This is a genomic window from Streptomyces sp. VNUA24 (genome assembly GCF_029167005.1).
Classification (GTDB): Bacteria; Actinomycetota; Actinomycetes; order Streptomycetales; family Streptomycetaceae; genus Streptomyces; species Streptomyces scabiei.
In genome coordinates this window covers 2,879,148-2,904,683 of record NZ_CP119143.1, presented here as the reverse complement: position 1 = coordinate 2,904,683, position 25,536 = coordinate 2,879,148, and the positions used below count along the sequence as shown (strand labels likewise).

Here is a 25,536-nt window from a genome sequence, read left to right as displayed (position 1 = left end):
GAAGCGCCCGGATGCTCCGGAGACGGTTCAGAGCAGGGTCAGCTGGGTCGGTTCCGTGGGCGGGGCCGACTCCGGCCCGGGGCGTTCGCGCACGGGCAGCCGTCGCGGCGGCTGCGTGCGCCGCGGGCCCATGCCGTACTCCTCGGCCAGTTCGTGGACCTGACGGGTGATCTGCCGCTGGTACCACTTCGGCGCGTAGGCGCCCTCCGCGTACAGCAGCTCGTAACGCCGTACGAGACGGGGGTGATGGCGGGCCAGCCAGGCCATGTACCACTCGCGTGCGCCGGGCCGCAGATGCAGCACCAGCGGGGTCACGGAGCCGGCGCCGGAGGCCGCGACGGCCCGCACGGTCTCGCGCAGCCGGTCGGGGTGGTCGCTGAGGAAGGGCAGCACGGGGGCCATCAGCACCCCGCAGCCGATCCCCAGTTCGGCGAAGGCGCGGACGACGTCCAGTCGGCGCTCGGGAGCGGGCGTGCCGGGCTCGACCGTGCGCCACAGCTCGTGGTCCGTGAAGCCGACGGAGACCGACAGGCCGACCTCGGTGACCTCCGCCGCCTGCCGGATCAGGTCCAGGTCACGCAGGATCAGCGTGCCCTTGGTGAGGATCGAGAAGGGGTTCGCGTGGTCGCGCAGGGCCGCGATGATGCCCGGCATCAGACGGTAACGGCCCTCCGCGCGCTGGTAGCAGTCGACGTTGGTGCCCATCGCGATGTGCTCGCCGTGCCAGCGTGGTGAGGCCAGCTGCCGGCGCAGCAGGTCGGGCGCGTTGACCTTCACGACGATCTGCGAGTCGAAGTCGAGGCCCGTGTCGAGGTCCAGATAGCTGTGGGTCTTGCGGGCGAAGCAGTAGACGCACGCGTGCGCGCAGCCCCGGTAGGGGTTCACCGTCCATTCGAACGGCATGCGGGAGGCTCCCGGCACCCGGTTCACGATCGTGCGCGCCCGGACCTCGTGGAAGGTCATGCCGCGGAACTCGGGGGTGTCGAAGGTGCGGCTCGTCACCAGGTCCGCGCCGAACAGTGCGGCGTCCCGGGCCGTGGCGGGGTTCTCGGCCAGATGGTCCCAGCGCATGGACGCCTCCTCGGTCGCTCTGTTCCCAGAATAGAACACATGTTCCCTTGATCGTGCGAACTGGCTTTCGAACATCGTGTGGAGGTCTCGTCGGGGGTCTTCGGGGCAGTCCGCCGCGGCCCCCGAGGGCACCCCGATTTGGGCCCTCCGGCCGGGGGGTGGTTGGCTTTCCGCACATCCCCGAGTTACCAAGTGCTGGAGGAAGTGCAATGGCGCAGGTCGAGGCCACGACCGAACGAGTCGTAGCGGCGGACGCGGAGACGGTGTTCGACACCCTGGCCGAGTACAACGGCGCGCGCGAGAAGCTGATGCCGCAGCACTTCAGCGAGTACGAGGTGCGCGAGGGCGGCGACGGCGAGGGCACCCTCGTCCACTGGAAGCTCCAGGCCACCAGCAAGCGTGTCCGTGACTGCCTGCTGGAGGTCACCGAGCCCTCCGACGGTGAACTCGTGGAGAAGGACCGCAACTCCTCCATGGTCACCGTCTGGCGGGTCACCCCGGCCGGCGAGGGCAGCTCCCGTGTCGTCGTCACCACCACCTGGCAGGGCGCCGGCGGTATCGGCGGCTTCTTCGAGAAGACCTTCGCCCCCAAGGGCCTCGCCCGGATCTACGACGCCCTGCTCGCCAACCTCGCCGCCGAGGTGGAGAAGTAGCCACCGGGGCCAGGGACCGCGCCGCCCGCGGCACCCGGCCCAACGGGCGCGCCCCGGGGGCGCGTTGCCGTCCTCACCGGTTCGGGTGGATCTCCGTGACGCGCGCCGGAATGCCGTAACTCGTCGCACTTGCCGACAGTTCCCGCTTATCGCGGGAAATGTGCGGTAAGTGCGACGAGGGGAGCGGTACGCATGGGCCCGACCACACTGGTGAAGGACGAACCGGCCACCACACCCGCGACACCGCCACCGGCGGACGGACCTCCCGCGTACGGCCCGCACCGGGCCCGGCTGGTCTTCTCAGCCCTCCTCCTCGTCCTGCTCCTGGCCGCGCTGGAGCAGATGGCCGTCGCCACCGCCCTCCCCGAGATCGTCGGCGAGCTGCGCGGCGTCGACCGGATGTCCTGGGCGATCGCCGCCTATCTCCTCACCGCCGCCGTCACCCTCCCCGTCCACTCCCGGCTGAGCGAACTGCGCGGGCCCAAGGGCGTGTTCCAGTGCGCGCTGGTGCTCTTCGTGGCCGGCTCCGCCCTGGCCGGACTCGCCCGGACCATGGACCAGTTCATCGCGTTCCGCGCGCTCCAGGGGGTCGGCGCGGGCGGCCTCATGACCGGTGTGCAGACGATCGTCGCCGACCTCGTGCCGGCGCGGCGCCCCGGCCGCCGTCTGGGCGTCGTCGGGGCCGTCTTCGGACTCGCCTCCGTCACCGGTCCGCTCCTGGGCGGCTGGCTCACCGACCACCTCTCCTGGCGCTGGTGCTTCTACGTCAACGTGCCCTGCGGGCTCCTCGCCCTGGCCGTCGTCACCTTCGCGCTGCGGCCGCGCAGGACCACCGCCCGGGGGCGTCTCGACGTGCTCGGCACGCTGCTGCTCGCCGTCGTCGCGGTCTGCCTGGTGCTGCTGGCCGGCCGGGCCGGCACCGTCCACGCCTGGAACGCGCGGCCGGTGCTCGCTCTCGCCGCCGGCGCGGTCCTGGCGACCGCGCTGCTCCTCGTCGTCGAGCGGTTCGCGGTCCAGCCCCTGCTGCCCCTGCGGCTGTTCCGGGACCCGGTCTTCCTGGTGAGCGGCCTCGTGGGGGTCACCGTCGGCGTCGCCCTCTTCGGCACCGCCACCTACCTGCCGAACCAGCTGCGGATGGTCACCGGGATCTCCGCCACCGCGTCCGGGCTGCTCATGCTGCCGATGACGGCCGGCATCGTCGGCACGTCCGTCGTCTGCGGCCGGCTCATCGCCCGCACCGGCCACTACCGGACGTACCCGGTCCTCGGCACCGCCCTGGCCGCCCTCGGCGTCTGGCTGCTGTCCCGCCTGCAGACGGACACGCCCCCGCTGCAGTTCGGCATCCGGACGGCCGTCCTCGGCGCCGGCATCGGCATGGTGATGCCGGTCCTGGTCCTCGCGGTGCAGAACTCCGTACGCCCCGCCGACACCGGGACCGCCACCGCCGCCGGCGACTGCTTCCGGCAGCTCGGCGGCGCCGTCGGGGCGGCCGCCGTCGGCGCGCTCCTCACCGCCCGCCTCGCGGACCGCCTTCCCGAGCGCCCGGGGGCCGTGCTCCCCGACCCCGGCTCCCTCACCCCCGAGCTCGTCCACGCCCTGCCCGCCCCACTGCGCGACACCTACGTCGCCGCCTACGCGCAGACCCTGCCGGGGCTCTTCCTGTACCTCACGCCGGTGCTCGCCCTCGGGGCCCTCGCCGCCTGCTTCCTCAAGGAGCGGACCCCGCCGCCGTGCGACGAGGCGCCCGCCGGGCCCGCCCCCGTGCCCGCCGGCCGGGTGCCGCAGGCCCGCGCTCCCCACGAGGCCGGCGTCCCCGTCCTCGGTACGGTCCAGCAGTCCGACGGCACCGTCGTGCCCCGCGCCGCCCTCACCCTGATCGACGCCGGTGGCCGGCAGACCGGGCGGGGCGGCAGCGGCGAGGACGGGCGGTACGCGCTGTCGACCCCCGGGCCGGGGGCGTACGTGCTGATCGCGGCCGCCGGCGGTCACCAGCCGCAGGCCGTGAGCGTCACCGTCGGGGAGGGCCCCGTCGAGGTGGACATCGTCCTGGGCGGCGCGGGACGCCTGACCGGGACCGTGCGGACGGCGGACGGGCGTGCGGTGGGCGAGGCGACCGTCACGCTCACCGACGCGCGCGGCGAGGTCGTCGTGACCACCCGCAGCGGGGCGCGGGGCGACTACCTCGTCACCGAGCTGGCCGCCGGCGACTACACCCTCGCCGTGAGCGCCCACTCCCACCGCCCGGCCGCGCTCCCGGTCACCGTCCGGGCCGCCCGCGAGACCCGCCTGGACGTCGAACTGGCCGGGGGCGCCGTGCTGCTCGGCACGGTCCGCGCCGGGGGCGGCCGGCCGGTGGAGGACGCGCGCGTGACGCTCCTGGACGCCGCCGGAGACGTCGTCGGCACGATCACCACCGGCGTCGACGGAACGTTCCGGTTCGCCGACCTCGCCGCCGGCGAGTACACCGTCATCGCCACCGGGTATCCCCCCGTCGCGACGGTGCTCCAGGTCGACGGCGGCGGAACCGAACAGGACGTGCGGCTGGGGCACGCGGACTGAGCAGGGGGCGTGCGCGTGATCGCGCGCCGCCCGCGTGGCCTGCGCGTGCGCCGGAGGCTCCCGGGGAGCAATTCGCGTATTGCCACACATCGCGACGCTACGCGGCCGTACGGTAGTGGGGGCGGCGCAGATCTTGGGAGCCGTGGGGAGAGAGGGCCTTGGCCATGGACCGTGGCACCGACACGGGCGCGACTACCGGCCTCGGAGCCGGTGACGGCACGGCGGAGGGGGCCGCGGTCGGTCGTATCCCCCTGGCCGTGGTCGTCGTGGACCGCGCCGGCCTCGTATCGCACTGGAGCACCGGCGCACGCCGGCTCTTCGGCACCACCAGGGAAGAGGCGACGGGCCGGCCCGCCCTGGACCTGCTGCCCGTCGCCGGCGCCCTCCCGGACGAGGACCCGGCCCCGCCCCACGGGGCGTACGGCGGCGCGTACGACGCGCTCGGCCACGACCTGGAGACCTCCCTCGACGGGCACCTCGCCTACCCGGCGGCCGGCCGCGCCCGGCTCACCGTGCCCGGCCGCGACCGCACGGACGTCCTGTGGTGGGCCTACCCCCTGGTCGGTCCCGGCCGGGAGCGCCTCCTGGTGCTGGCGGCCGACGCCGAGGCGCTGCGCCGGCGCGACGACGGGCCCGCCGTCGCCGTCGAGCGCATCGCGCCCGGCTTCGCCCTGCACACCGACTTCCCCGGCGCCGAGGAACTGGCCCGCAGGCTCCCCGAGATCCTGCCCAGCATGAGCGTCGGCGAGAGCGCCCGCATCGTCGCCCAGGTCCTCGAACTGGGCTATCCGGTGCTGGAGTTCAGCCAGAACGACCGGGTGCCCGTCACCCCCGACTGGGGCGTGCCCCGGCGCGCGGAGCGCCGGGCGCGCCGTGAGCGGGCCGCGCGCGCCGTCGCCGAGGGGCTGCCGGTTCCCCCGGAGGCGCTGGAGGAGGCGCAGGACCTCGAATACGCGGCCGTACGCGAGCGCTTGGAGTTCCTCAACGAGGTCAGCGGACGCATCGGCACCTCCCTCGACCTGTCGCAGACCATCGTCGAGGTCAGCCGGGCGGTCGTGCCCCGCTTCACCGACGTCGCCGGCACCTATCTGCGCGAGCAGGTCGTCGCGGGCGAGGGGTTCCCCGACGGTGTGCCGGACACGACGACCATGTGGCACCGGGTCGCCCTGGAGCACACCGACGAGCCGGGCCGCTGGGACGACGTCGTCCCCGTCGGCGAGGCCATGCCGTTCCCGGCGCACACCCCGTTCTTCCAGTGCATGACCACCGGCGAACCCGTCCTCGTGCCCCGGATCAGCGAGCAGATGGGGCACGCGATCGCCGCGCAGTTCGACAAGCGCGACATCCGCCCGCTCATCACGGGCCGCTCCATGCTGGTCGTCCCCCTGAAGGCCCGCAACGTGGTGCTCGGATTCATGATCCTGCTGCGCCACCCGGAGCGCGAGGTCTTCGACGACATGGACCGCGTCACCGGCGCCGAACTCGCCGCCCGCGCGGGCCTGGTCCTCGACAACGCCCGCATGTACACCTACCAGGAGAACGTCGCCGAGACGCTCCAGGACAGCATGCTCCCGCAGATCGACGCCCACATGGCGGGCTGCGACATCGCCACCCGCTACCTCCCGGGCACCCTCCTCGGCCGGGTCGGCGGCGACTGGTTCGACTCGGTGAAGCTGCCCGGCGGCCGCACCGCCCTGGTCGTCGGCGACGTCATGGGGCACGGCCTCAACTCGGCCGCGATGATGGGCCAGCTGCGCACGGCCGTGCAGACCATGGCCGCCCTCGACCTGCCGCCCGCGCAGCTGCTGCGCAACCTCGACGACCTCGCCCAGCGGCTCGGCGAGCACTACCTCGCGACCTGCCTCTACGCCGTCTACGACCCCATCGGGGGCGAGCTGCACCTCGCCAACGCCGGGCACATCCCGCCCGTGCTGGTCCGCGCGGTGGACGGCCGCAGCGAACTCCTCCATCTGCCCACGGGCGCCCCGATCGGGGTGGGAGGAGTGCCTTTCGAGGCGGTACGCGTGCGCGTGGAGCCCGGCGACCGGCTCGTGATGTGCACCGACGGACTGGTCGAGGTGCGCGGCGAGGACATCGGTGTCGGCCTCGCCACCCTCTGCGAGTCCGCCGCCCACCCGGCCGCCTCCATGGACCAGGCCTGCGACACGATCATCCGCGCCCTCAACACACGCGGCGGCCGCAAGGACGACGTGGCCCTGCTGATGGCCCGGCTCAACGGCATCGAGCCCGAGGACGTCGCCGAGTGGCGCCTGACCCGCGACCCGGTCGAGGCGGCCCGCGCCCGTGCCGTCGTCCGCGAACAGCTGTACGTCTGGGGCCTCGACGCCCTCGTGGACACCACCGCCCTCCTGGTCGGCGAACTCGTCACCAATGCCGTCCGGCACGCGCGCGGGCGCCGTGTCGACCTCCGCCTGGTCCGCGGCGACACCCTGCAGTGCGAGGTCTACGACGACGACCCCACCCTGCCGACCCTGCTCAGCGCGGCGCCCACGGACGAGTTCGGCCGGGGACTGCGCGTCCTGACCACCCTGGCCCGGGAGTGGGGCACCAGCCGGACCGGCGCGGGCAAGACGGTGTGGTTCGAGCTGACACTGCCGAGACGCCGCTGAACGCGGGGCGTGTGGCTCCCGGACGCGGCGTGAAGGTCCGTGCCGATCACTTGCCGCCGTGCTCACGGCGCGGTAGACCGATCTGGGCCGCCGCCGTGGCGGCCGCGACGCCGTTTCCGGGGGGTTGGGCATGGGTGTGACGAGTCGGTACCGGGAAGCCTGGGAGGGGTTCTGGCGGGAGGCCCCGGACGGACCGGGGGAGGTCTTCTGGGACGCCGGGCCCGAACGGACCGCCGCCGTCCATCTCGCCCTGTTCGAGCCCCGTCTGACCACCCCGGACCTGCCGCTCGTGGACCTCGGATGCGGGAACGGCACCCAGACCCGCTACCTGGCCGACCGTTTCTCCCGGGTGATCGGCGTCGACCTCTCCACCGCCGCCGTCGACCTGGCCCGCCGCGCCGACCCCGACGGCCGGGCCGCCTACCGTGTGCTGGACGCGGCCGACGGCACACAGGCCGAGGCCCTGCACGCCGACCTCGGCGACGCCAACGTCTACGTACGCGGTGTGCTCCACCAGTGCGAGCCCGACGACCGGCAGCGCCTCGCCGACACGGTGGCCACGCTGGTGGGCGAGCGGGGCCGGGTCTGCCTCGTCGAACTCGCCGAGGCCGCCCGGCCCGTCCTCATGGGGCTCGCCCAGGGCCCCGGCGGCCCTCCGGCCAGACTCGCCCCGGTCCTGCGTCACGGGATCGCCCCGGGCGAGGTCGGCGACGCCGCGGTCCCGGAGTACCTGCGGGCCGCCGGCCTGACCCTCGTCGCCCAGGGCGAGCTTCCGCTGATCACCACCGAGCACACGGCGGACGGCACCCGGATCGAACTGCCGTCGAGGTGGTACGTGGCAGGGCGCACGGCTCCAGAACGCACGGCGTAGAAGCGCACGGCGCGGGGGCCCCGGAAGGGGCCCCCGCGGCCTTCCGGGAACGCCCGTGGGCCGTGGCGGTGAGAGTTATCCACAGGTCTGCCACGCATCGGCGCGAACGCGTACGGTTTCGAGCCATGAAGATCCTCATCAGCGCCGACATGGAGGGCGCCACCGGTGTCACCTGGCCGGCCGACGTTCTGCCGGGGACACCGCAGTGGGAGCGGTGCCGTTCGATGTTCACCTCGGACGTGAACGCCGCCGTGCTCGGCTTCCTGGACGGCGGCGCCGACGAGGTGCTGATCAACGAGGCGCACTGGACGATGCGCAACCTGCTGCTGGAGGAGCTGGACGAGCGCGCGCAGATGCTCACGGGGCGGCACAAGGCCCTGTCCATGGTGGAGGGCGTGCAGCACGGCGACGTGGACGGCATCGCCTTCGTGGGCTACCACGCGGGCGCCGGCATGGAGGGCGTCCTCGCCCACACCTACCTGGCCAACTCGATCACCGGGGTCTGGGTGAACGAGGAACGGGCCAGCGAGGGGCTGCTCAACGCGCATGTCGTGGCCGAGTACGGGGTACCGGTGGTGCTGGTGACCGGCGACGACGTGGCGTGCGAGGACGCCCTGGGGTATGCGCCCGAGGCGCTCAAAGTCGCGGTCAAGGACCATGTGTCGCGGTACGCGGCGGTGTGCCGCACCCCGGCGAGAACGGCCGCCGACATCCGCGCGGCGGCGAAGGAGGCCGCCTCGCTCGCCGTACGGCACGCTCCGGTCAGGGGCGGCCCGTTCACCGTGGCGCTGGAGTTCGACGCCGAGCACCTGGCGATGGCCGCGACGGTCGTCCCGGGCGTGACCCGTACCGGTGAACGCAGGATCGCGTACACCAGCCCGACCATGTACGAGGGAATCCGTACGTTCAAGGCGGTCACCACGATCGTCTCGGCCGCGGTGGAGGAGACATATGGCTGAGTCGGAACGGCTCCGGCGGACGGCGGAGTCCTCGGAGCGGCAGGCGCTGGACGAGGTGGTCCGGTTCACCTCCGACCTCATCCGCATCGACACCACCAACCGCGGCGGCGGGGACTGCCGCGAGCGGCCCGCGGCCGAGTACGCCGCCGCGCTGCTGGCCGAGGCCGGCCCCGAGCCCACCCTGCTGGAGCGCACCGAGGGCCGGACCAACGTGGTGACCCGGATCGAGGGCACCGACCCGTCGGCGGACGCGCTGCTCGTCCACGGTCATCTGGACGTGGTGCCCGCGCAGGCCGCGGACTGGACCGTGCACCCGTTCTCCGGGGAGATCCGCGACGGGGTGGTGTGGGGCCGGGGCGCGGTCGACATGAAGAACATGGACGCGATGATCCTCGCGGTCGTCCGGCACTGGGCGCGCACCGGCGTGCGGCCCCGCAGGGACGTCGTGATCGCGTTCACCGCCGACGAGGAGGCGAGCGCCGCGGACGGCTCGGGCTTCCTCGCCGACACGCACCCCGGACTCTTCGAGGGCTGCACCGAGGGCATCAGCGAGTCGGGGGCGTTCACCTTCCACGACGGCGCGGGCCGCAGGATCTACCCGATCGCCGCCGGGGAGCGGGGCACCGGCTGGCTGAAGCTCACCGCGCGCGGCCGGGCCGGCCACGGCTCCAAGGTGAACCGGACCAACGCGGTGACCCGGCTGGCGGCCGCGATCGCCCGGATCGGCGCGCACGAGTGGCCGCTGCGGCTCACCCCGACCGTCCGTGCGGCCCTCACCGCCCTCGCCACGCTGTACGGGGTCGACGCGGACCTCGACCGCCCCGGCGGCGTCGACCGGCTCCTGGACAAGCTCGGCCCGGCCGCCGCCCTGGTCGAGGCGACCGTACGCAACAGCGCCAACCCGACGATGCTGGACGCCGGTTACAAGGTCAACGTGATTCCGGGGGAGGCCGTCGCCCGCGTCGACGGGCGGTTCCTGCCCGGGGGCGAGGACGAGTTCGGGGAGACCCTCGACCTGCTCACCGGCCCGGACGTGGAGTGGGAGTTCGAGCACCGGGAAGTGGCCCTGCAGGCGCCGGTGGACTCGCCGACGTACGCGCGGATGCGGGCCGCCGTCGAGGAGTTCGCACCCGAGGGGCACGTGGTGCCGTACTGCATGCCGGGCGGCACCGACGCCAAGCAGTTCTCCCGGCTCGGCATCACCGGGTACGGCTTCTCGCCGCTGAAGCTGCCCGAGGGCTTCGACTACGCGGCGATGTTCCACGGGGTCGACGAGCGCGTCCCGGTCGAGGCGCTCCACTTCGGCGTCCGCGTGCTCGACCGCTTCCTGCGGACGGCCTGAGCGATGGCACACGGGGGACCGTGGGAGATGGGGGACAGGATGCAGACTCTGGCGTACGGCGCGTGGCCCTCGCCGATCGACGCGGCGCTCGCCGCGGCGCACGACGGGCAACCCGAGTTCGTGGGCTTCGTCGGCGACGAGGTCTGGTGGACCGAACCCCGGCCCGCCGAGGGCGGCCGGCGCACCCTGGTCAGGCGCACGGCCGACGGCACGGAGGAGTCGGTGCTGCCGGCCCCGTGGAACGTGCGCAGCCGGGTCATGGAGTACGGCGGGCTGCCCTGGGCCGGCGTCCTGAGGGACGACGGCCCCCTCGTGGTCTTCGTGCACCACGCCGACCAGCGCCTCTACCGGTTCGCCCCGGGCGGCGAGCCCGTGCCGCTCACCCCGGTGTCGCCGGTGGGCGGCGGTCTGCGCTGGGCGGACCCGCGACCGCACCCGGAACGCGACGAGGTGTGGTGCGTCCTGGAGGAGTTCACCGGGGACGGACCGACCGACGTCCGGCGGGTCGTCGCCGCGGTGCCGCTGGACGGCTCGGCGGCCGAGGACCGGCACGCCGTACGCGAACTCACCGACGACACCCGGCGGTTCGTCACCGGCCCCCGCCTCTCGCCCGACGGCCGCCGCGCCGCATGGCTGGCCTGGGACCACCCGGGCATGCCGTGGGACGGCACCTCGCTGCTGGTCGCCGAGGTGACCGGGGAGGGCCGGCTGGGCGAACCGCGGACCGTCGCGGGCGGCCCGGAGGAGTCGGTCGCCCAGGCCGAATGGGCGGCCGACGGGACCCTGATCCACTCCAGCGACACCACCGGCTACTGGAACCTCTACCGGCTCGACCCCGACAGCGGGGACCGCACGCCCCTGTGCGCGCGGGAGGAGGAGTTCGGCGGGCCGCTGTGGAAGATCGGCTGGCGCTGGTTCGCGCTGCTGGACGACGGGCTCGCCGCCGTGGTGCACGGGCGGGGCGCCACCGCGCTCGGCATCCTCGACCTGGACACCGGCCAGGTCGTCGACGCGGCCGGGCCGTGGACGGAGTTCGCCCCGTCGCTCGCCGTGCACGGCAGCCGGGTCATCGGCATCGGGGCCAGTCCCCGCAGCGCCTACGAGGTGGTCGAGCTGGACGCGGCCACCGGCGACGCCCGGGTGATCGGGGCCGCGCACGACGACCCGGTCGACCCCACCTACTACCCCGAGCCCCAGATCCGTTCCTTCCTCGGGCCCGCCGGACGCGAGATCCACGCGCACGTCTATCCGCCGCACCACCCCGGCTGCGTCGCCTTCAGCACCGAACTGCCGCCGTACGTGATCTGGGCGCACGGCGGGCCCACCAGCCGGGCACCCCTGGTCCTCGACCTGGCGATCGCCTACTTCACCTCCCGCGGCATCGGGGTGGCCGAGGTCAACTACGGCGGGTCGACCGGGTACGGGCGGGAGTACCGCAACCGGCTGCGCGAACAGTGGGGCGTCGTGGACGTCGAGGACTGCGCGGCCGTGGCGCTCGCCCTCGCCGACGAGGGCACGGCCGACCGGACCCGGCTCGCCGTCAGGGGCGGCAGCGCCGGTGGCTGGACCGCCGCCGTCTCCCTCACCACGACCGACGTCTACGCCTGCGGCACGATCCTGTACCCCATCCTCGACCTCACGACCTGGGCGTCGGGGGAGACCCACGACTTCGAGTCGCAGTACCTGGAGAGCCTGGTGGGGCCGCTCGCGCAGGAGCCGATGCGGTACGCGGAGCGGTCGCCGAGCGAGCACGCCGACCGGATCACCGCGCCGTTCCTGCTGCTCCAGGGCCTCGACGACGTGATCTGCCCGCCCGCGCAGTGCGAGCGGTTCCTGGCCAGGATGCAGGAGCGGCGGGTGCCGCACGCCTACATCGCCTTCGAGGGGGAGGGGCACGGCTTCCGGCGGGCGGAGACGACGGTGCGGGTCCTGGAGGCGGAGCTTTCGCTGTACGCGCAGGTCTTCGGGTTGAATCCTCCGGGAATCCCTACTCTGGAGCTCACCAAGTGACACCACTGACCAGACCCGCCCGTCTCGCCCCCGGTGCCCGTGTGGCCGTCGTCGCCCCCAGCGGGCCGGTGGCCGAGGAGCGGCTGAGCGCCGGGCTGGACATCCTGCGCGGCTGGGACCTCGACCCCGTCGTCGCCCCGCACACGCTCGACCGGCACCCCGACTTCCCCTACCTCGCCGGTACGGACGCCGACCGGGCCGCCGACCTCCAGGCCGCCTGGTGCGACCCGTCCGTCTCCGCCGTGTTCTGCGCCCGCGGCGGCTACGGCGTCCAGCGCATGGCCGACCTGCTCGACTGGGACGCCATCCGCGCGGCGGGCCCCAAGGCCCTCGTCGGGTTCAGCGACATCACGGCACTCCACGAGGCGTTCGCCACCCGCGCGGGCGTGGTGACGCTGCACGGACCCATGGCGGCGGGCGTCGACTTCATCAAGAACACCCGGGCCCAGGACCATCTGCGCGCCACCCTGTTCGCCCCCGAGACGGTCCGCACGATCCGGGCCGCCGAGGGGAGCACCGCCCTGCTGCCGGGCCGCGCCCGGGGCGTCCTCCTCGGCGGCTGTCTGTGCCTGCTCGCCGCCGAGCTGGGCAACCCGCACGCCCGCCCCTCCGCCCGGGGCGCCCTCCTCTGCCTGGAGGACGTCGGCGAGGAGAACTACCGCCTGGACCGCTACCTCACCCAGCTCCTGCGCGCGGGCTGGCTCGACGGCGTCGCCGGTGTCGTCCTCGGCTCCTGGGCGGAGTGCGAACCGTACGACAAGGTGCGGGCCCTGCTCGTGGACCGGATCGGCGGGCTCGGGGTCCCGGCGGTGGAGGAGTTCGGGTTCGGGCACGGGGAGGGGGCGCTGACGATCCCGTTCGGGGTGACGGCGGAGCTGGACGCGGAGGCCGGGACCCTGACGCTGGACGAGCCGGCGCTGGTCTGACGGCCGGTGCCGCGGGCCCCGCCGGGACCTCCCACCGGGCGGGTCCCGGCGACCCGCGTCATCCTGGAGACATGAGCCCGAAGACATCGGAACGGGTGGGGACGCACCGGCGCCGGCGGTGGGGCGACCTGCTGACACCCGGCAGGGTCCTCATGGGTCTGCTCGCGGCCCTCGCGCTGGTCTTCGTCTTCCAGAACACGCAGAGCACCGAGATCGAACTGCTGGTCACCGAGGTCACCATGCCGCTGTGGCTGGCGCTGCTGGGGACGGGCCTGGTCGGGGCGGTGTGCGGGGCGTTCTTCATGAGACGGCGCAGGTGACACCCGGTCCGACGTACCGTGGCGGGGTGTCCGAACACGTTCGTCACCTCATGAGGGGATCCCGCGTCGGGATCCGGCACTTCACGCCCGAGGACGGCTCCGAGTTCACCGCGCGGGTGCGGGAGAGCAGGGATCTGCACCATCCGTGGCTGTTCCCCCCGGCCACCCCCGCCGCGTACGCCGCCTACGCGGGACGGCTCACCGGAGATCCGACGAAGGCCGGGTTCCTGGTGTGCGAGCGGGACGGCGGGGGGATCGCCGGGTTCATCAACATCAACAACATCGTGGAGGGCGGCTTCCGCAGCGGCGCCCTCGGCTACGGGGCCTTCGCGCATGCCGCCGGGCGGGGGCTGATGGGCGAGGGACTGGGACTGGTCATCGACTACGCGTTCGACTTCATGGGGCTGCACCGGCTGGAGATCAACGTCCAGCCGGGCAACGCCGCCTCCATCGCGCTGGCCCGCCGGTGCGGCTTCCGGCTGGAGGGGTTCTCGCCGGACTTCCTCTTCATCGACGGGGCCTGGCGGGACCACCAGCGATGGGCACTGACGGTGGAGATGGGACGACCGGGACCGGTACGAGGCGCCGGTCCCGGGGACCGGGGTCCGGGCCGGGACTAGCCCGTCGCCCGGCGGTCGGCGTACTCGTAGACCGAACCGTCCGGGTGGACCGCGATGAGGTTGCGGCCGACGGGGGTGGGGATCGGGCCGGCCAGCACCCGCGCGCCGGAGTCGGTGAGGATCCGGTGGGCCTCGTCGACGTCCTCGACGGCGATGGTGGCGGTGACCTTCCGCAGGACCTCCAGCTCCGACTCCGGACCGCTCATCAGCAGGAAGCAGCCCACCGCGGCGACCTGGACGCCACCGCGTTCGAAACGCATCGCCGGTCCGCCCGAGAGTCTCTCGTAGAACGGGACCGCCGCTTCCAGGTCCTCGACGCAGATGCGGAGCGTGGTACCGAGAATCTCCATGTGCACGAGCCTAGTTGGGGCCGGGCGGGGGCGGTGATCGAATCGAGGGGATCGAGGGGGATCGCCGAAGGGGGTGCCTTCGTGTGGGCGGGTGCGGGTCCGGTGAGGGCTTCTCGCGCAGTTCCCCGCGCCCCTGAAAGACACAGGCCCTGCGGGCCTGAAAAGCATGGGGCGCAGCCCCGGCTTTTCAGGGGCGCGGGGAACTGCGCGACCAGCCCCCACCGGACTCGCACCCGAACCCGCACCCGAAGACGCACCCTCCGCTCAGCCCGCGTCCCGCAGCCGCGGCAGCACCTTCGTGCGGTAGAAGTCGAAGAAGCCCCGCTGGTCCGGGCCGATCTGGCTGACGTGGACGCGGTCGAAGCCGGCGTCGGCGAACGCCCGCAGTTCGGCGACGTGTTCGTCCACGTCGTCGCCGCAGACCGTGTTCTCGCCCACCATCTGCTCGGTGACCATCGGCTCCAGCTGCTCGAAGTGGCTCGGGGTGGGCAGGATCTGGGCCATCTCGCCCGGCAGCAGCTGACTCGACCAGAGCCCGCGGACGCGGCGGACGGCCGCGTCCCGGTCCGTGCCCCAGCACACCTTCGTCCCGCCGCTGACGAGGTTCGCGCCCCCGCCGCCCTTGCGGTACTGCGTGACCAGCTCCTCGTCGGGGCCCATGGTGATGAAGCCGTCGCCGATCCGGGCGGCGAGCGCGGTGGCCTTGGGACCGAAGCCGGAGATGTCGATCGGCACGGGCTGGTCGGGGAGCGTGTAGAGGCGGGCGTTCTCCACCGTGAAGTGGGGGCCGCGATGGGTGACCTCCTCGCCGGTGAACAGCCGCCGCATCACCTGCACCGACTCCTCCAGCATCTCCAGGCGGACGTCCGCCGGAGGCCAACGGGTGCCGAGCACATGCTCGTTGAGCGCCTCGCCCGAGCCGATGCCGAGACGGAACCGGCCGCCGGTCATCACCGCGCAGGTCGCCGCCGCCTGCGCGACGATCGCCGGGTGGATCCGCACGGTCGGGCAGGTCACCGCCGTTTCGACGGGCAGCGACACGGCCTCGGACAGCGCGCCGATCACGGACCACACGAACGGGCTCTGGCCCTGGGCGTCGTTCCACGGATGGAAGTGGTCCGAGATCCACAGACAGTCGAATCCGGCCTGTTCGGCCATCCTCGCCTGCTCGATCAGCTCCGCGGGACCGAACTCCTCGGTGGCCAGGAAGTATCCGTACTCGGGCATGGGGGGCACCTCCGCGACATGTGCGGTCGGGACGGGGTCGGTTCGGCGTCCGGGTACCCGGGGGCCGGGGCGGAAACCAACCGCACGGGCCGGGCCCGTCCGGTTTGGGCGTCCTGACCAGGGGGACGCGGAAGGTCCGTACGCCACAGGACCCGACCCATACGCCTCAAGGACTCCGAGGACCCCGTATGCGCGACCCCGCCGGAGGCGAACCCGTGAGCCGACCCCGCATCCTGATCGTCGGCGCCGGCTTCGCCGGATACCGGACCGCCCGCACCCTCGCGCGGCTGACCCGGAACAAGGCCGACATCACCCTGCTCAACCCGACCGACTACTTCCTGTATCTGCCCCTGCTGCCCCAGGTCGCCGCCGGTGTCCTGGAGCCGCGTCGGGTGACCGTCTCCCTCACCGGCACCCTGCGCCATGTGCGTCTGGTGCTCGGGGAGGCCGGGGACATCGACCTCGACGCGCGCACCGTGCGCTACACGGACCCCGAGGGCGGGACCGGCATGCTGACCTACGACCGGCTGGTGCTCGCGGCCGGCAGCGTGAACAAGCTGCTGCCGATCCCGGGTGTCGCCGAGCACGCCCACGGCTTCCGGGGACTGCCCGAGGCGCTGTACCTCCGGGACCACGTGACCCGGCAGGTGGAGCTGGCGGCCGGCAGCGAGGACCCCGAGAGCTGCCGCGCGCGCTGCACCTTCGTGGTGGTCGGCGCCGGCTACACCGGCACCGAGGTGGCCGCCCAGGGCCAGATGTTCACCGACGCACTGGCCCGGCAGCAGCCGCTGCGCGGAGGCGTCCGGCCGCGCTGGGTGCTGGTCGACATCGCGAAACGGGTGCTGCCCGAGATGGACGATAAGCTGTCGCGGACCGCCGACGAGGTGCTGCGGCAGCGGGGCGTCGACGTGCGCACGGAGACCTCCGTGAAGGAGGCGACCGAGGACGGAGTGCTCCTGAGCGACGGGGAGTTCGTCGACACGCGCACGCTGGTGTGGTGCGTGGGCGTGCGGCCCGATCCGCTCGCCGAGTCCCTGGGGCTGCCGATGGAGCGCGGCCGGCTGCTGGTGGAACCCACGCTGCAGGTGCCCGGCAGGCCCGAGGTGTTCGCCTGCGGCGACGCGGCCGCCGTGCCCGATCTGACCAAGCCGGGCCGGTACACGCCGATGACCGCCCAGCACGCCTGGCGGCAGGGCAAGGTGGCCGCCCTCAATGTCGCCGCCTCCCTCGGCCGCGGCGAGCCGAGGCCCTACCGCCACAGCGACCTGGGCTTCGTCGTGGACCTCGGTGGCGTCAAGGCCGCCGCCAACCCCCTCGGTATACCGCTGTCCGGCGTGGCCGCCGGCGCCGTCACCCGCGGCTACCACCTCGCCGCGATGCCCGGCAACCGCGTCCGGGTCGCCGCCGACTGGCTCCTGGACGCCGTACTGCCCCGCCAGGGCGTCCAGTTGGGCCTCGTACGGTCCTGGTCGGTCCCCCTGGACACGGCCTCACCGGAGCTGGCGCGGATGCCCGCGGGAGCGCCGGGTCCGGACGCGGGCCGGCCCGCACACGCCGAACGTTCGGAAGGAGCGTCATGAACAGCCGTCGACTCAGCGAGCTGGCACAGCAGTTGAGGGTGGACAGCGTGCGCGCGTCCGGCGCGGCCGGATCCGGGCACCCGACGTCGTCGATGTCGGCCGCCGACCTGATGGCGGTGCTGCTCGCCAAGCATCTGCGGTACGACTTCGAACGCCCGCAGCACCCCGGGAACGACCGTTTCGTGCTCTCCAAGGGGCACGCCTCGCCGCTGCTGTACGCCGCGTACCGGGCGGCCGGCGCGATCAGCGAGACCGAGCTGATGACGTTCCGCAAGCTGGGCAGCCGGCTCGAAGGGCATCCCACGCCCCGGCGGCTGCCATGGGTGGAGACCGCCACCGGCTCCCTCGGCCAGGGCCTGCCCGTCGGCGTCGGCATCGCGCTGGCCGGGAAACGGCTGGACCGTACCGGCTACCGGGTGTGGGTGCTGTGCGGCGACAGCGAACTCGCCGAGGGCTCGGTGTGGGAGGCCGCCGAACACGCCGCGTACGAGCATCTGGACAACCTGACGGCGATCGTCGACGTCAACCGGCTCGGGCAGCGCGGACCCACCCGGCACGGGCACGACCTGGCCGCCTACGCCCGCCGCTTCGCGGCCTTCGGCTGGCACACGATCGAGGTCGACGGGCACGACGTGGACGCCGTCGACCGCGCCTACGGCGAGGCCGCGTCCACCAAGGGCCAGCCGACCGTGATCCTCGCCCGCACCCTCAAGGGCAAGGGCGTCGAGGCCGTCCAGGACCGCGAGGGCCTGCACGGCAAGCCGCTCAAGGACGCGGACGAGGCGATCGCGGAACTCGGCGGCGTGACCGACCTGCGCGTCGAGATCCGGCAGCCGCCCGCCGCCCGCATGCTGCACGCCGTCCGCACCGGACACCTGGATCTGCCGCGGTTCGAGACCGGCGACGAGGTGGCCACCCGCGACGCCTTCGGGCAGGCGCTCGCCGCGCTCGGCGACGCGCGCGGTGACGTCGTCGCCCTGGACGGCGAGGTCGGCGACTCCACCCGCGCCGAGCTCTTCGCCAAGGAACACTCCGAGCGGTACTTCGAGTGCTACATCGCCGAACAGCAGATGGTGGCCGCGGCGGTCGGGCTCGCGGCGCGCGGCTGGGTGCCGTACGCCTCCACGTTCGCGGCGTTCCTCACCCGGGCCCACGACTTCATCCGGATGGCCTCGGTCAGCGGGTCCGGCCTCAACCTCGTCGGCTCCCACGCGGGGTGCGCCATCGGCCAGGACGGGCCCTCGCAGATGGGCCTGGAGGACCTGGCGATGATGCGCTCGGTCCACGACTCCACGGTGCTGTACCCGTGCGACGCCAACCAGACCGCCCGCCTGGTCGCCGGCATGGCCGGCCTCGAAGGCATCCGCTATCTGCGGACGTCCCGGGGCGCCCTGCCCGTCCTCTACAGCCCCACCGAGGAGTTCCCGGTCGGCGGCAGCAAGGTGCTGCGCGCCTCGGACACCGACCGGCTGACCGTCGTGGCCGCCGGGGTCACCGTCCACGAGGCCCTCAAGGCCGCCGACGCGCTGGACGCCGAGGGCATCCAGGTCCGGGTGATCGACCTCTACTCGGTCAAGCCGGTCGACCGCCGCACCCTGCGCGAGGCCGCCGAACGCACCGGCTGCATCCTCACCGTCGAGGACCACCACGAGGAGGGCGGCCTCGGGGACGCGGTCCTCGACGCCTTCCTCGACGGCCGCCCCGTGCCCCGCCTGGTCCGCCTCGCCGTCCGTACGATGCCGGGCTCGGCCTCCCCCGAGGAGCAGCTGCGCGAGGCGGGCATCGACGCGGAGGCGATCGCGGTCGCCGGGCGGCTGCTGGTGGAGTACGCGATCGCGCCCTGAGGCCCGCGTCCACGCAGACACCGCGTCCACGCAGACACCGCGTCCACGGAAGGGAGCCCGGCGATGGGGAACACACACCGGATGCGGGTCGGCCGCCGGACGGTCGAGATCCACCGGCCGGACAAGGTGCTCTTCCCCGCCGACGGCGACGGCGACGGCGACCGTGGTGACGGCGGCGGCAACCGTGGCGGCGGAGGCGGCAACGCATACACCAAGGCCGATCTCGTCGCCTACCACCGCGCCGTCGCCCCCTTCATGCTCCCGCACCTGCGCGGGCGCCCGCTGATGCTGGAACGGCACCCCGACGGCATCGACGGGCCCATGTTCATGCAGAAGAACACCCCCGGGCACTACCCGGACTGGATCGAGCGCGTCGAGGTCGGCAAGGAGGGCGGCACCGTCGTCCACCCCGTGTGCGGGGACGCGGCCACCCTCGTCTACCTGGCCGACCAGGCCTGCCTCACCCTGCACCGCTGGCTCTCCCGGACCGGTGACGTCCACCGGCCCGACCGGCTGGTCGTCGACCTCGACCCGGCGGTCGACGACTTCGCCACGGTCCGGGACGCCGCGGTCCTCGTACGGGAGCTGCTGGACGAGCTGAGGCTGCCGTCCGTGCCGATGACCACCGGCTCCAGGGGGGTCCACGTCGTCGTGCCGCTGAACGGCCGCGCGGACTTCGACGAGGTCCGCGCCTTCGCCGGGGAGATCGCCGGGACCCTGGCCCGCGCCCATCCCGGGCGGCTGACCACCGAGGCCCGCAAGAAGGACCGCGGCGACCGGCTCTACCTCGACATCCAGCGCAACGCCTACGCCCAGACCGCCGTCGCCCCCTACACCGTGCGGGCCCTCCCCGGCGCGCCCGTGGCCGCGCCCCTCACCTGGGAACAGCTCGCCGACCCGGCCGTCGACGCCCGCCGCTGGACCCTGGCGGACGCCGTCGAGCAGGCCCGCACCGACCCCTGGGCCGGGGCGATGAGCAGGGGGCGGGCACTGGGGCCGGCCCGTCGGCGGCTCGCGGCGCTGCACGGCTGAGACCGGCGGCGAGGACGCGCTCCGGGCGGGGGAGGTTTGGCCAACGGACGTGGGGCCACTCGGTGTTCGAGGTGGCCATGTCGAACACATCCAACACAGCAAAATCACAGAGTTCACGTAAATCCCGAGAACCCGATGAGCCCGGCGCACCCGACGAAGCGGAAGCGGAGCGGGAGCCGGCGGAGGAGCGGGAGCCGGACGGCGCCGGCGAACCGGCGGACGAGCGGCCCGGCCCCATGCAGGTGCTGCGTCATGCACGGACCCAGCTCGCGGAGCTGACCGGCATGGCGCCCGAGTCCGTGTCGTCGTTCGAGCAGACCGAGAGCGGCTGGACGCTGGAGGTCGAGGTCCTGGAGATCGCCAGGGTCCCCGACACGATGAGCCTGCTCGCGAGCTATCGCGTGGAGCTCGACCCCCGGGGCGAGCTGACCGGCTACCGGCGCGTCCGCCGCTACGAGCGCGGGAGGGCCGATCCGCACCGTCGGTAGGCCGTGGTCCCGCAAAGACATTTCCCGACAAGATCCACAGTCAAGGAGGATCGGCCGGCATGACCGTAGTACCGGCACAGCAGTCCGGCGGCGGAGGCGGCAGCAGCGGCCTCTACGACGTCCTGGAACTCATTCTCGACAGGGGGCTCGTCATCGACGCCTTCATACGAGTCTCCCTGGTCGGCATCGAGATCCTGAAGATCGACGTCCGGGTCGTCGTCGCCAGCGTCGACACCTATCTGCGCTTCGCCGAGGCGTGCAACCGGCTCGACCTGGAAGCCGGACCGCGCAAGGACCCCGGCCTGCCGGACCTCGTCGGTGAGATCACCGAGTCCGGCGCGCGCGGCAAGTCCAAGGGCGCGCTGTCCGGCGCCGCCGAGACGATCTCCGACGCGTTCAAGCAGTCCCGTGAGGAGAGCCAGTCCGAGTCGCGCCCGCGGGCCCGGAGGACCACGAGCGCGCGCAAGAAGGAGGAGCAGGAGTGAGCACGTACGTCTACGGCATCACCGCCGGCTCACATCCCGCCCTCCCCGAGGGCATGGGCGGCGTGGGCGACCCCCCGCGCCCGGTGCGTGTCCTCACGGAGGGCGACCTCGCGGCGATCGTCAGCGAGGCTCCCGAGGGACTGCGCCCCAAGCGCAAGGACCTGCTCGCCCACCAGAACGTCCTGAGCGAGGCGGGTGCGGGCGGCTCTCTGCTGCCCATGCGGTTCGGCAGTGTCGCACCGGACGACGCGTCCGTCACCGCCGTCCTCGCCGAACGCGCCAAGCACTACCGGGAACGGCTCGGCGCCCTCGACGGCAAGGTCGAGTACAACGTGAAGGCCAGCCACGACGAAGAGGCCGTGCTGCACCGCGTGATGGGTGAGAACCCCGAGCTGCGCGCCATGACCGAGGCCAACCGGCAGGCGGGCGGCGGAAGTTACGAGGACCGGCTGCGGCTCGGCGAGATGGTCGTCGCCGCGGTGCAGGCCCGCGAGGCCGAGGACGCGGCGCAGCTGCGGCGGGCGCTGGAGTCGGCCGCGGACGACGTCAGCGCGGGGCCGGAATCCACCGGCTGGCTGGCCAACCTGTCGTTCCTCGTGGCCCGGGACGCGGCCGCGGGGTTCGTCGACGCCGTGGAGGAGGTCCGCAAGAGCCATCCGCACCTGGAGGTGCGCGTGAACGGGCCGCTGCCGCCGTACAGCTTCGTCGAACCGGGGCCCGCGCAGCCCGCCGGGGCCGCGCACTGACGAGGCGTTCCGCACAGGTCCACGGCGCGCCGGAGCACGGCGTTCCCCGGCTGAGGAGGCGAGTGCATGGGACTGATCACCGAGGTGCTGCTGCTGCCGTTCGCCCCGGTACGCGGCAGCCTCTGGACAGTGCGACAGGTGCTCACCGAGGCCGAGCGCCAGTACTACGACCCGGCGGCCGTCCGAGCCGAACTCGCCCGCCTGGAGCAGCGGCTGGAGGCGGGCGAGATCGGCGAGGAGGAGTTCGACCGTCTGGAGGACGAACTGCTGGACCGGCTGGAGATCAGCGCACAGAGGAACACAGGAACCGGCAACGGGACGACACAATGAATCGAATCGGGCTTGGCCTCGCCGTAGGGGCCGGGTACGTCCTCGGACGTACGAAGAAGATGAAACTCGCGTTCGCCGTCGGCACGATGGTGGCCGGCAAGCGGATGCAGCTGAGCCCGCGGGCGCTCGCGGACCTGGTGTCCCAGCAGCTGCTGAACAACCCGCAGTTCAAGGAGATCGGGGACCAGCTCCGCGGCGACCTGCGCGGGGTCGGCAAGGCCGCCACCGGAGCACTGGTCGAGCGGCAGATCGAAGGGCTCGCCGACCGGCTGCACGGACGTACCTCGCAGGTGCGCGACCAGCTCGCCGGTGTGGCTCCGGACGTGACGGGACGCGGCGGGAAGGACCGCGACGACGACGAGTACGAGGACGAGGACGAACGGGACGCGTCCTCCGGCGCCCGGGACGAGGACGAGGACGAGGAGCCCGAGGAGAAGCCCGCACGCAGGCGCCCGGCGAAGAAGTCGCAGTCCGGGGCCGAGGGGAAGCCGGCCGCGAAGAAGTCGGCCCCCGCGAAGAAGGCCGCCGCTCCGGCGCGCAAGACCGCGAGCAAGAGGACGGCGGCGAAGAAGACGGCGCCCGGCAGGGCTCCGGCGAAGAAGACCGCGCGCAAGGCCACCGGCACGCGGGCCACGAGGGGAGGCGGCGACGATGACTGAGACCCTCGGCGCATCGAACGGACGTGCGACAGATCGTGCGAAGGACGCGGCGACGGGCAATCCGCTCGGCGACGTGATCCACGGTGAGGCGGTCGACCGCCTCAAGGAGGAGGCCCGGGAGTACCTGGCCGCCCAGGTCCAGCGGATGCTGGTCGGCGCCGGGCGCAAGCTCGGCGAGACCACGGGCAGGCTCAACGACATCGCGGAGGGCAACAGCCCCGGCTTCGCCCAGCTCGCCCTCGACGGCGGGCGCAAGCTCGCCGAGGGCAAGGGGCCGCTGCGCACCGCACTGGAGGTGGGCGCGGGCCGCGCCAAGGACAACGTGCTCGGCGCGCTCAAGAACCTCGGCGGTTCGGGCAAGCGCAAGGGCGGCTCGGGCAACAAGCCCACGGTGATCATCGAGTCCATAGACGTCGGGGTGCCGGTGCGCACCGCCTACGACCAGTGGACCCAGTTCCAGAGCTTCAGCACCTTCGCCAAGGGCGTCAAGAGCGCCAACCAGGCCGACGACACGCATTCCGATTGGCAGATGAAGATCTTCTGGTCCAGCCGGAGCTGGAAGGCCCACACCACCGAACAGGTGCCCGACCAGCGGATCACCTGGACGTCGGAGGGTGCCAAGGGCACCACGAAGGGAGCCGTCACCTTCCACTCGCTCGGGGACAGCCTCACCCGGGTCCTGCTGGTCCTGGAGTACTACCCGAAGGGCCTGTTCGAGAAGACCGGCAACATCTGGCGCGCCCAGGGCCGCCGGGCCCGGCTCGACCTCAAGAACTTCGCCCGCTTCATCACCCTCCGGGGTGAGGCCGAGGACGGCTGGCGCGGCGAGATCCGCGACGGCGAGGTCGTCGTCAGCCACGAGGACGCCCTCGCCGAAGAGGAGCGGGACGAGCAGGAGGACCAGGACGGGCGGCAGGAGGACGAGGCTTCGGAGGACGACGAACCCGAGGCCGAGTACGCCGACGACGAGCCGGAGGACGACGAGGACGAGCCCCGCGACGTCGACGAGGCGGACGAGGGCGACGAGACCGCGGAGTACGACGAGGAGGACGAGGCCGACGAGCCGGAGGACGCCGAGGAGGTCCCCGAGGACGAGTACGAGGACGTCCCCGAGGCCGAGGACGACGCCGGGGAGGACATCGAGGAGGAACCGTACGAGGATGAGGACGAGGAACCGGCCGCCGCGGGCAGGGGCCGTCGATGACCTTCCCCAGCCGGGTTCCCGAGCCGTACGGCCAGAGCGGCGGGAGTGCCAATCTGGCCGACATCCTGGAGCGTGTACTCGACAAAGGTCTGGTGATCGCGGGTGACATCCGGATCAACCTGCTCGACATCGAACTGCTCACCATCAAGCTGCGCCTGATCGTCGCCTCCGTGGACAAGGCCAAGGAGATGGGGATCGACTGGTGGGAGACCGACCCGGCGCTGTCGTCCCACGCCCGCCGCGACGAGCTCTCCCGGGAGAACGCCGAGCTGCGTGCCCGGCTCGCCGAGCTGGACGAGGGCGGGTACCGGCGGGAGCCCGAGCCGGCCGTCGAGAGCGGCCGCGCCAGAGAGGAGCCCACATGACCGGACTGCGTTACGTGTACGCCGTCTGCCGCCCCTTCGACGCGGCGCTCCAGTCCCAGCTCACCGGGGTCGCGGGAGCGCCGCCCCGGCAACTGCGCCACCACGACCTGATCGCCGTCGTCAGCGAGGTGCCCGAGAGCGACTTCGCGGAGCAGCCGCTGCGCGCCCATCTGGAGGACCTGGACTGGCTGACCGCTACCGCCCGTGCCCACCAGAGCGTCATCGACGCCCTCACCGTGGTCACCACGCCCCTGCCGCTGCGCCTCGGCACCGTCTTCCGCGACGACAGCGGGGTCCGGGTGATGCTGGAGGCCCGCGAGGAGGGCTTCCGGCGCACCCTGGACCGGCTGGCGGGCCGCGTGGAGTGGGGCGTCAAGGTGTACGCGGAGTCCGAGGAGCGCGAGCGGCCCCAGGAGCCCGCGAAGGTCTCCAGCGGGCGCGACTACCTGCGGCAGCGGCGGCGCAGCCACCGGGCCCACGAGGAGATGTGGGAGACCGCCGACCGGTTCGCGCGCACGCTGCACGGCACCCTCGCGGAGTTCGCCGAGGACACCCGGCTGCACGCCCCGCAGAACTCCGCGCTCTCCGGCGCCCCGGGACGCAACGTGCTGAACGCGGCCTACCTGGTGCCACGGGCCCGTTCCGAGGAGTTCGTGGAACTGGTGGACCGCACCAAGGGCGAGGAACCGGGGCTGCGGGTGGAACTCACCGGCCCGTGGGCGGCCTACTCCTTCAGCGGAGAGGGCGACACCGGCCAGGAGGACGGGGAGGGCGGCCCGTGACCGTGATCGAACGCCGTGAGGTGGCCCTGGTGGACCTCCTCGACCGGCTGCTCGCGGGCGGGGTCGTGATCACCGGCGACCTCACCCTGCGCATCGCGGACGTCGATCTCGTCCGCATCGACCTGAACGCGCTGATCAGCTCCGTGAACGAACAGGTTCCCGCACCCTGGGGAGGCGTCGAGTGACCCGTCGCAACCGCGTCGAACTGGAGCCCGACACGGTGGAGAGGGACCTGGTCAAGCTGGTCCTGACCGTCGTCGAGCTGCTCCGTCAACTCATGGAGCGGCAGGCGCTGCGCCGGTTCGACACCGGGGAGCTGTCGGAGGACCAGGAGGAGCGCATCGGGCTCACCCTGATGCTGCTCGACGACCGGATGACCGAGCTGCGCGAGCGCTACGGCCTGCGGCCCGAGGATCTCAATCTGGACCTCGGGCCGCTGGGACCGCTGCTGCCGCGTGAGTGAACCCACCGTCACCGGCGCCT

General features: G+C 73.0%; 26 protein-coding genes. 23 read left to right on the top strand and 3 right to left on the bottom strand.

What is annotated here, in order from left to right; translation table 11 throughout:
• Positions 1-27: 27 nt before the first annotated feature.
• Positions 28-1,071, bottom strand: a complete 1,044-nt coding sequence (locus PYR72_RS12155) for an Rv2578c family radical SAM protein (protein ID WP_275455346.1) — start codon at positions 1,069-1,071, stop codon at positions 28-30.
• A 209-nt stretch (positions 1,072-1,280) separates the two neighbouring features.
• On the opposite strand from PYR72_RS12155, the gene PYR72_RS12150 reads away from it, so the two are divergent.
• The 10 genes from PYR72_RS12150 (at position 1,281) to PYR72_RS12105 (ending at position 13,961) form a co-directional block, all read left to right on the top strand.
• Positions 1,281-1,724 carry an SRPBCC family protein gene (locus PYR72_RS12150; protein ID WP_012999610.1) on the top strand — a complete coding sequence of 148 codons (444 nt, stop codon included), beginning with the start codon at positions 1,281-1,283 and terminating at the stop codon, positions 1,722-1,724.
• Between the two features lie 192 nt (positions 1,725-1,916).
• Entirely contained in the window at positions 1,917-4,283 is a 2,367-nt protein-coding gene (locus tag PYR72_RS12145; protein ID WP_275455345.1) for an MFS transporter, read from the top strand.
• A gap of 164 nt (positions 4,284-4,447) precedes the next feature.
• Positions 4,448-6,913: a SpoIIE family protein phosphatase gene (locus tag PYR72_RS12140; protein WP_275460389.1), complete on the top strand. Its 2,466-nt coding sequence runs from the start codon at positions 4,448-4,450 to the stop codon at positions 6,911-6,913.
• Positions 6,914-7,043: 130 nt separating this feature from the next.
• On the top strand, positions 7,044-7,784 hold the full coding sequence (locus PYR72_RS12135) for a class I SAM-dependent methyltransferase (RefSeq protein ID WP_275455344.1): 741 nt from the start codon (positions 7,044-7,046) through the stop codon (positions 7,782-7,784).
• A 125-nt stretch (positions 7,785-7,909) separates the two neighbouring features.
• Positions 7,910-8,743 (top strand): M55 family metallopeptidase, encoded by an 834-nt coding sequence (locus PYR72_RS12130; RefSeq protein ID WP_059082279.1) that lies wholly within the window; start codon positions 7,910-7,912, stop codon positions 8,741-8,743.
• A complete protein-coding gene (locus tag PYR72_RS12125) occupies positions 8,736-10,085 on the top strand; it encodes a M20/M25/M40 family metallo-hydrolase (RefSeq protein ID WP_275455343.1) in 1,350 nt (449 codons plus the stop codon). The genes PYR72_RS12130 and PYR72_RS12125 overlap by 8 nt, the downstream gene beginning before the upstream one ends.
• 39 nt (positions 10,086-10,124) lie before the next feature.
• The gene (locus PYR72_RS12120; protein ID WP_275455342.1) at positions 10,125-12,095 is read left to right on the top strand and encodes an LpqB family beta-propeller domain-containing protein; all 1,971 of its coding nucleotides are present in this window, start codon (positions 10,125-10,127) and stop codon (positions 12,093-12,095) included.
• Positions 12,092-13,021 carry an LD-carboxypeptidase gene (locus tag PYR72_RS12115; protein WP_275455341.1) on the top strand — a complete coding sequence of 310 codons (930 nt, stop codon included), beginning with the start codon at positions 12,092-12,094 and terminating at the stop codon, positions 13,019-13,021. The genes PYR72_RS12120 and PYR72_RS12115 overlap by 4 nt, the downstream gene beginning before the upstream one ends.
• 71 nt (positions 13,022-13,092) lie before the next feature.
• Positions 13,093-13,341: a LapA family protein gene (locus tag PYR72_RS12110; RefSeq protein ID WP_059082275.1), complete on the top strand. Its 249-nt coding sequence runs from the start codon at positions 13,093-13,095 to the stop codon at positions 13,339-13,341.
• A gap of 50 nt (positions 13,342-13,391) precedes the next feature.
• Positions 13,392-13,961 (top strand): GNAT family protein, encoded by a 570-nt coding sequence (locus PYR72_RS12105; RefSeq protein ID WP_275455340.1) that lies wholly within the window; start codon positions 13,392-13,394, stop codon positions 13,959-13,961.
• Here PYR72_RS12105 and PYR72_RS12100 read toward each other — a convergent pair.
• Positions 13,958-14,311, bottom strand: coding sequence for a VOC family protein (locus PYR72_RS12100; protein WP_275455339.1), 354 nt, complete (start codon positions 14,309-14,311; stop codon positions 13,958-13,960). The two genes, PYR72_RS12105 and PYR72_RS12100, sit on opposite strands and share 4 nt — an antisense overlap.
• A 264-nt stretch (positions 14,312-14,575) precedes the next feature.
• On the bottom strand, positions 14,576-15,538 hold the full coding sequence (locus PYR72_RS12095; RefSeq protein WP_275455338.1) for an LLM class F420-dependent oxidoreductase: 963 nt from the start codon (positions 15,536-15,538) through the stop codon (positions 14,576-14,578).
• Positions 15,539-15,753: 215 nt separating this feature from the next.
• Here PYR72_RS12095 and PYR72_RS12090 point away from each other — a divergent pair, with 215 nt between their 5' ends.
• The 13 genes from PYR72_RS12090 to PYR72_RS12030 all read left to right on the top strand — a co-directional run bounded on the left by PYR72_RS12090 (position 15,754) and on the right by PYR72_RS12030 (position 25,516).
• Positions 15,754-17,118 carry an NAD(P)/FAD-dependent oxidoreductase gene (locus PYR72_RS12090; RefSeq protein WP_275455337.1) on the top strand — a complete coding sequence of 455 codons (1,365 nt, stop codon included), beginning with the start codon at positions 15,754-15,756 and terminating at the stop codon, positions 17,116-17,118.
• A complete protein-coding gene (locus PYR72_RS12085) occupies positions 17,115-18,962 on the top strand; it encodes a transketolase (RefSeq protein ID WP_275455336.1) in 1,848 nt (615 codons plus the stop codon). The genes PYR72_RS12090 and PYR72_RS12085 overlap by 4 nt, the downstream gene beginning before the upstream one ends.
• 63 nt (positions 18,963-19,025) lie before the next feature.
• Positions 19,026-19,994 (top strand): non-homologous end-joining DNA ligase, encoded by a 969-nt coding sequence (gene ligD / locus PYR72_RS12080; RefSeq protein WP_275455335.1) that lies wholly within the window; start codon positions 19,026-19,028, stop codon positions 19,992-19,994.
• A 77-nt stretch (positions 19,995-20,071) separates the two neighbouring features.
• Positions 20,072-20,482, top strand: coding sequence for a gas vesicle protein (locus PYR72_RS12075; protein ID WP_275455334.1), 411 nt, complete (start codon positions 20,072-20,074; stop codon positions 20,480-20,482).
• Positions 20,483-20,541: 59 nt separating this feature from the next.
• Positions 20,542-20,967 (top strand): gas vesicle structural protein GvpA, encoded by a 426-nt coding sequence (locus PYR72_RS12070; protein WP_059082269.1) that lies wholly within the window; start codon positions 20,542-20,544, stop codon positions 20,965-20,967.
• The gene (locus PYR72_RS12065) at positions 20,964-21,713 is read left to right on the top strand and encodes a GvpL/GvpF family gas vesicle protein (protein ID WP_275455333.1); all 750 of its coding nucleotides are present in this window, start codon (positions 20,964-20,966) and stop codon (positions 21,711-21,713) included. Before PYR72_RS12070 ends, PYR72_RS12065 begins: the two co-directional genes overlap by 4 nt.
• 66 nt (positions 21,714-21,779) lie before the next feature.
• Positions 21,780-22,043: a gas vesicle protein GvpG gene (locus tag PYR72_RS12060; RefSeq protein WP_275455332.1), complete on the top strand. Its 264-nt coding sequence runs from the start codon at positions 21,780-21,782 to the stop codon at positions 22,041-22,043.
• Positions 22,040-22,702, top strand: coding sequence for a DNA primase (locus PYR72_RS12055; RefSeq protein WP_275455331.1), 663 nt, complete (start codon positions 22,040-22,042; stop codon positions 22,700-22,702). The genes PYR72_RS12060 and PYR72_RS12055 overlap by 4 nt, the downstream gene beginning before the upstream one ends.
• Positions 22,695-23,906, top strand: coding sequence for an SRPBCC family protein (locus PYR72_RS12050; protein ID WP_275455330.1), 1,212 nt, complete (start codon positions 22,695-22,697; stop codon positions 23,904-23,906). Before PYR72_RS12055 ends, PYR72_RS12050 begins: the two co-directional genes overlap by 8 nt.
• Positions 23,903-24,271 (top strand): gas vesicle protein, encoded by a 369-nt coding sequence (locus PYR72_RS12045; protein ID WP_012999589.1) that lies wholly within the window; start codon positions 23,903-23,905, stop codon positions 24,269-24,271. Before PYR72_RS12050 ends, PYR72_RS12045 begins: the two co-directional genes overlap by 4 nt.
• Positions 24,268-25,053, top strand: a complete 786-nt coding sequence (locus PYR72_RS12040) for a GvpL/GvpF family gas vesicle protein (RefSeq protein ID WP_275455329.1) — start codon at positions 24,268-24,270, stop codon at positions 25,051-25,053. The genes PYR72_RS12045 and PYR72_RS12040 overlap by 4 nt, the downstream gene beginning before the upstream one ends.
• Positions 25,050-25,238: a gas vesicle protein gene (locus tag PYR72_RS12035; protein ID WP_059082263.1), complete on the top strand. Its 189-nt coding sequence runs from the start codon at positions 25,050-25,052 to the stop codon at positions 25,236-25,238. Before PYR72_RS12040 ends, PYR72_RS12035 begins: the two co-directional genes overlap by 4 nt.
• Entirely contained in the window at positions 25,235-25,516 is a 282-nt protein-coding gene (locus PYR72_RS12030) for a gas vesicle protein K (protein WP_275455328.1), read from the top strand. Before PYR72_RS12035 ends, PYR72_RS12030 begins: the two co-directional genes overlap by 4 nt.
• Positions 25,517-25,536: the final 20 nt, after the last annotated feature.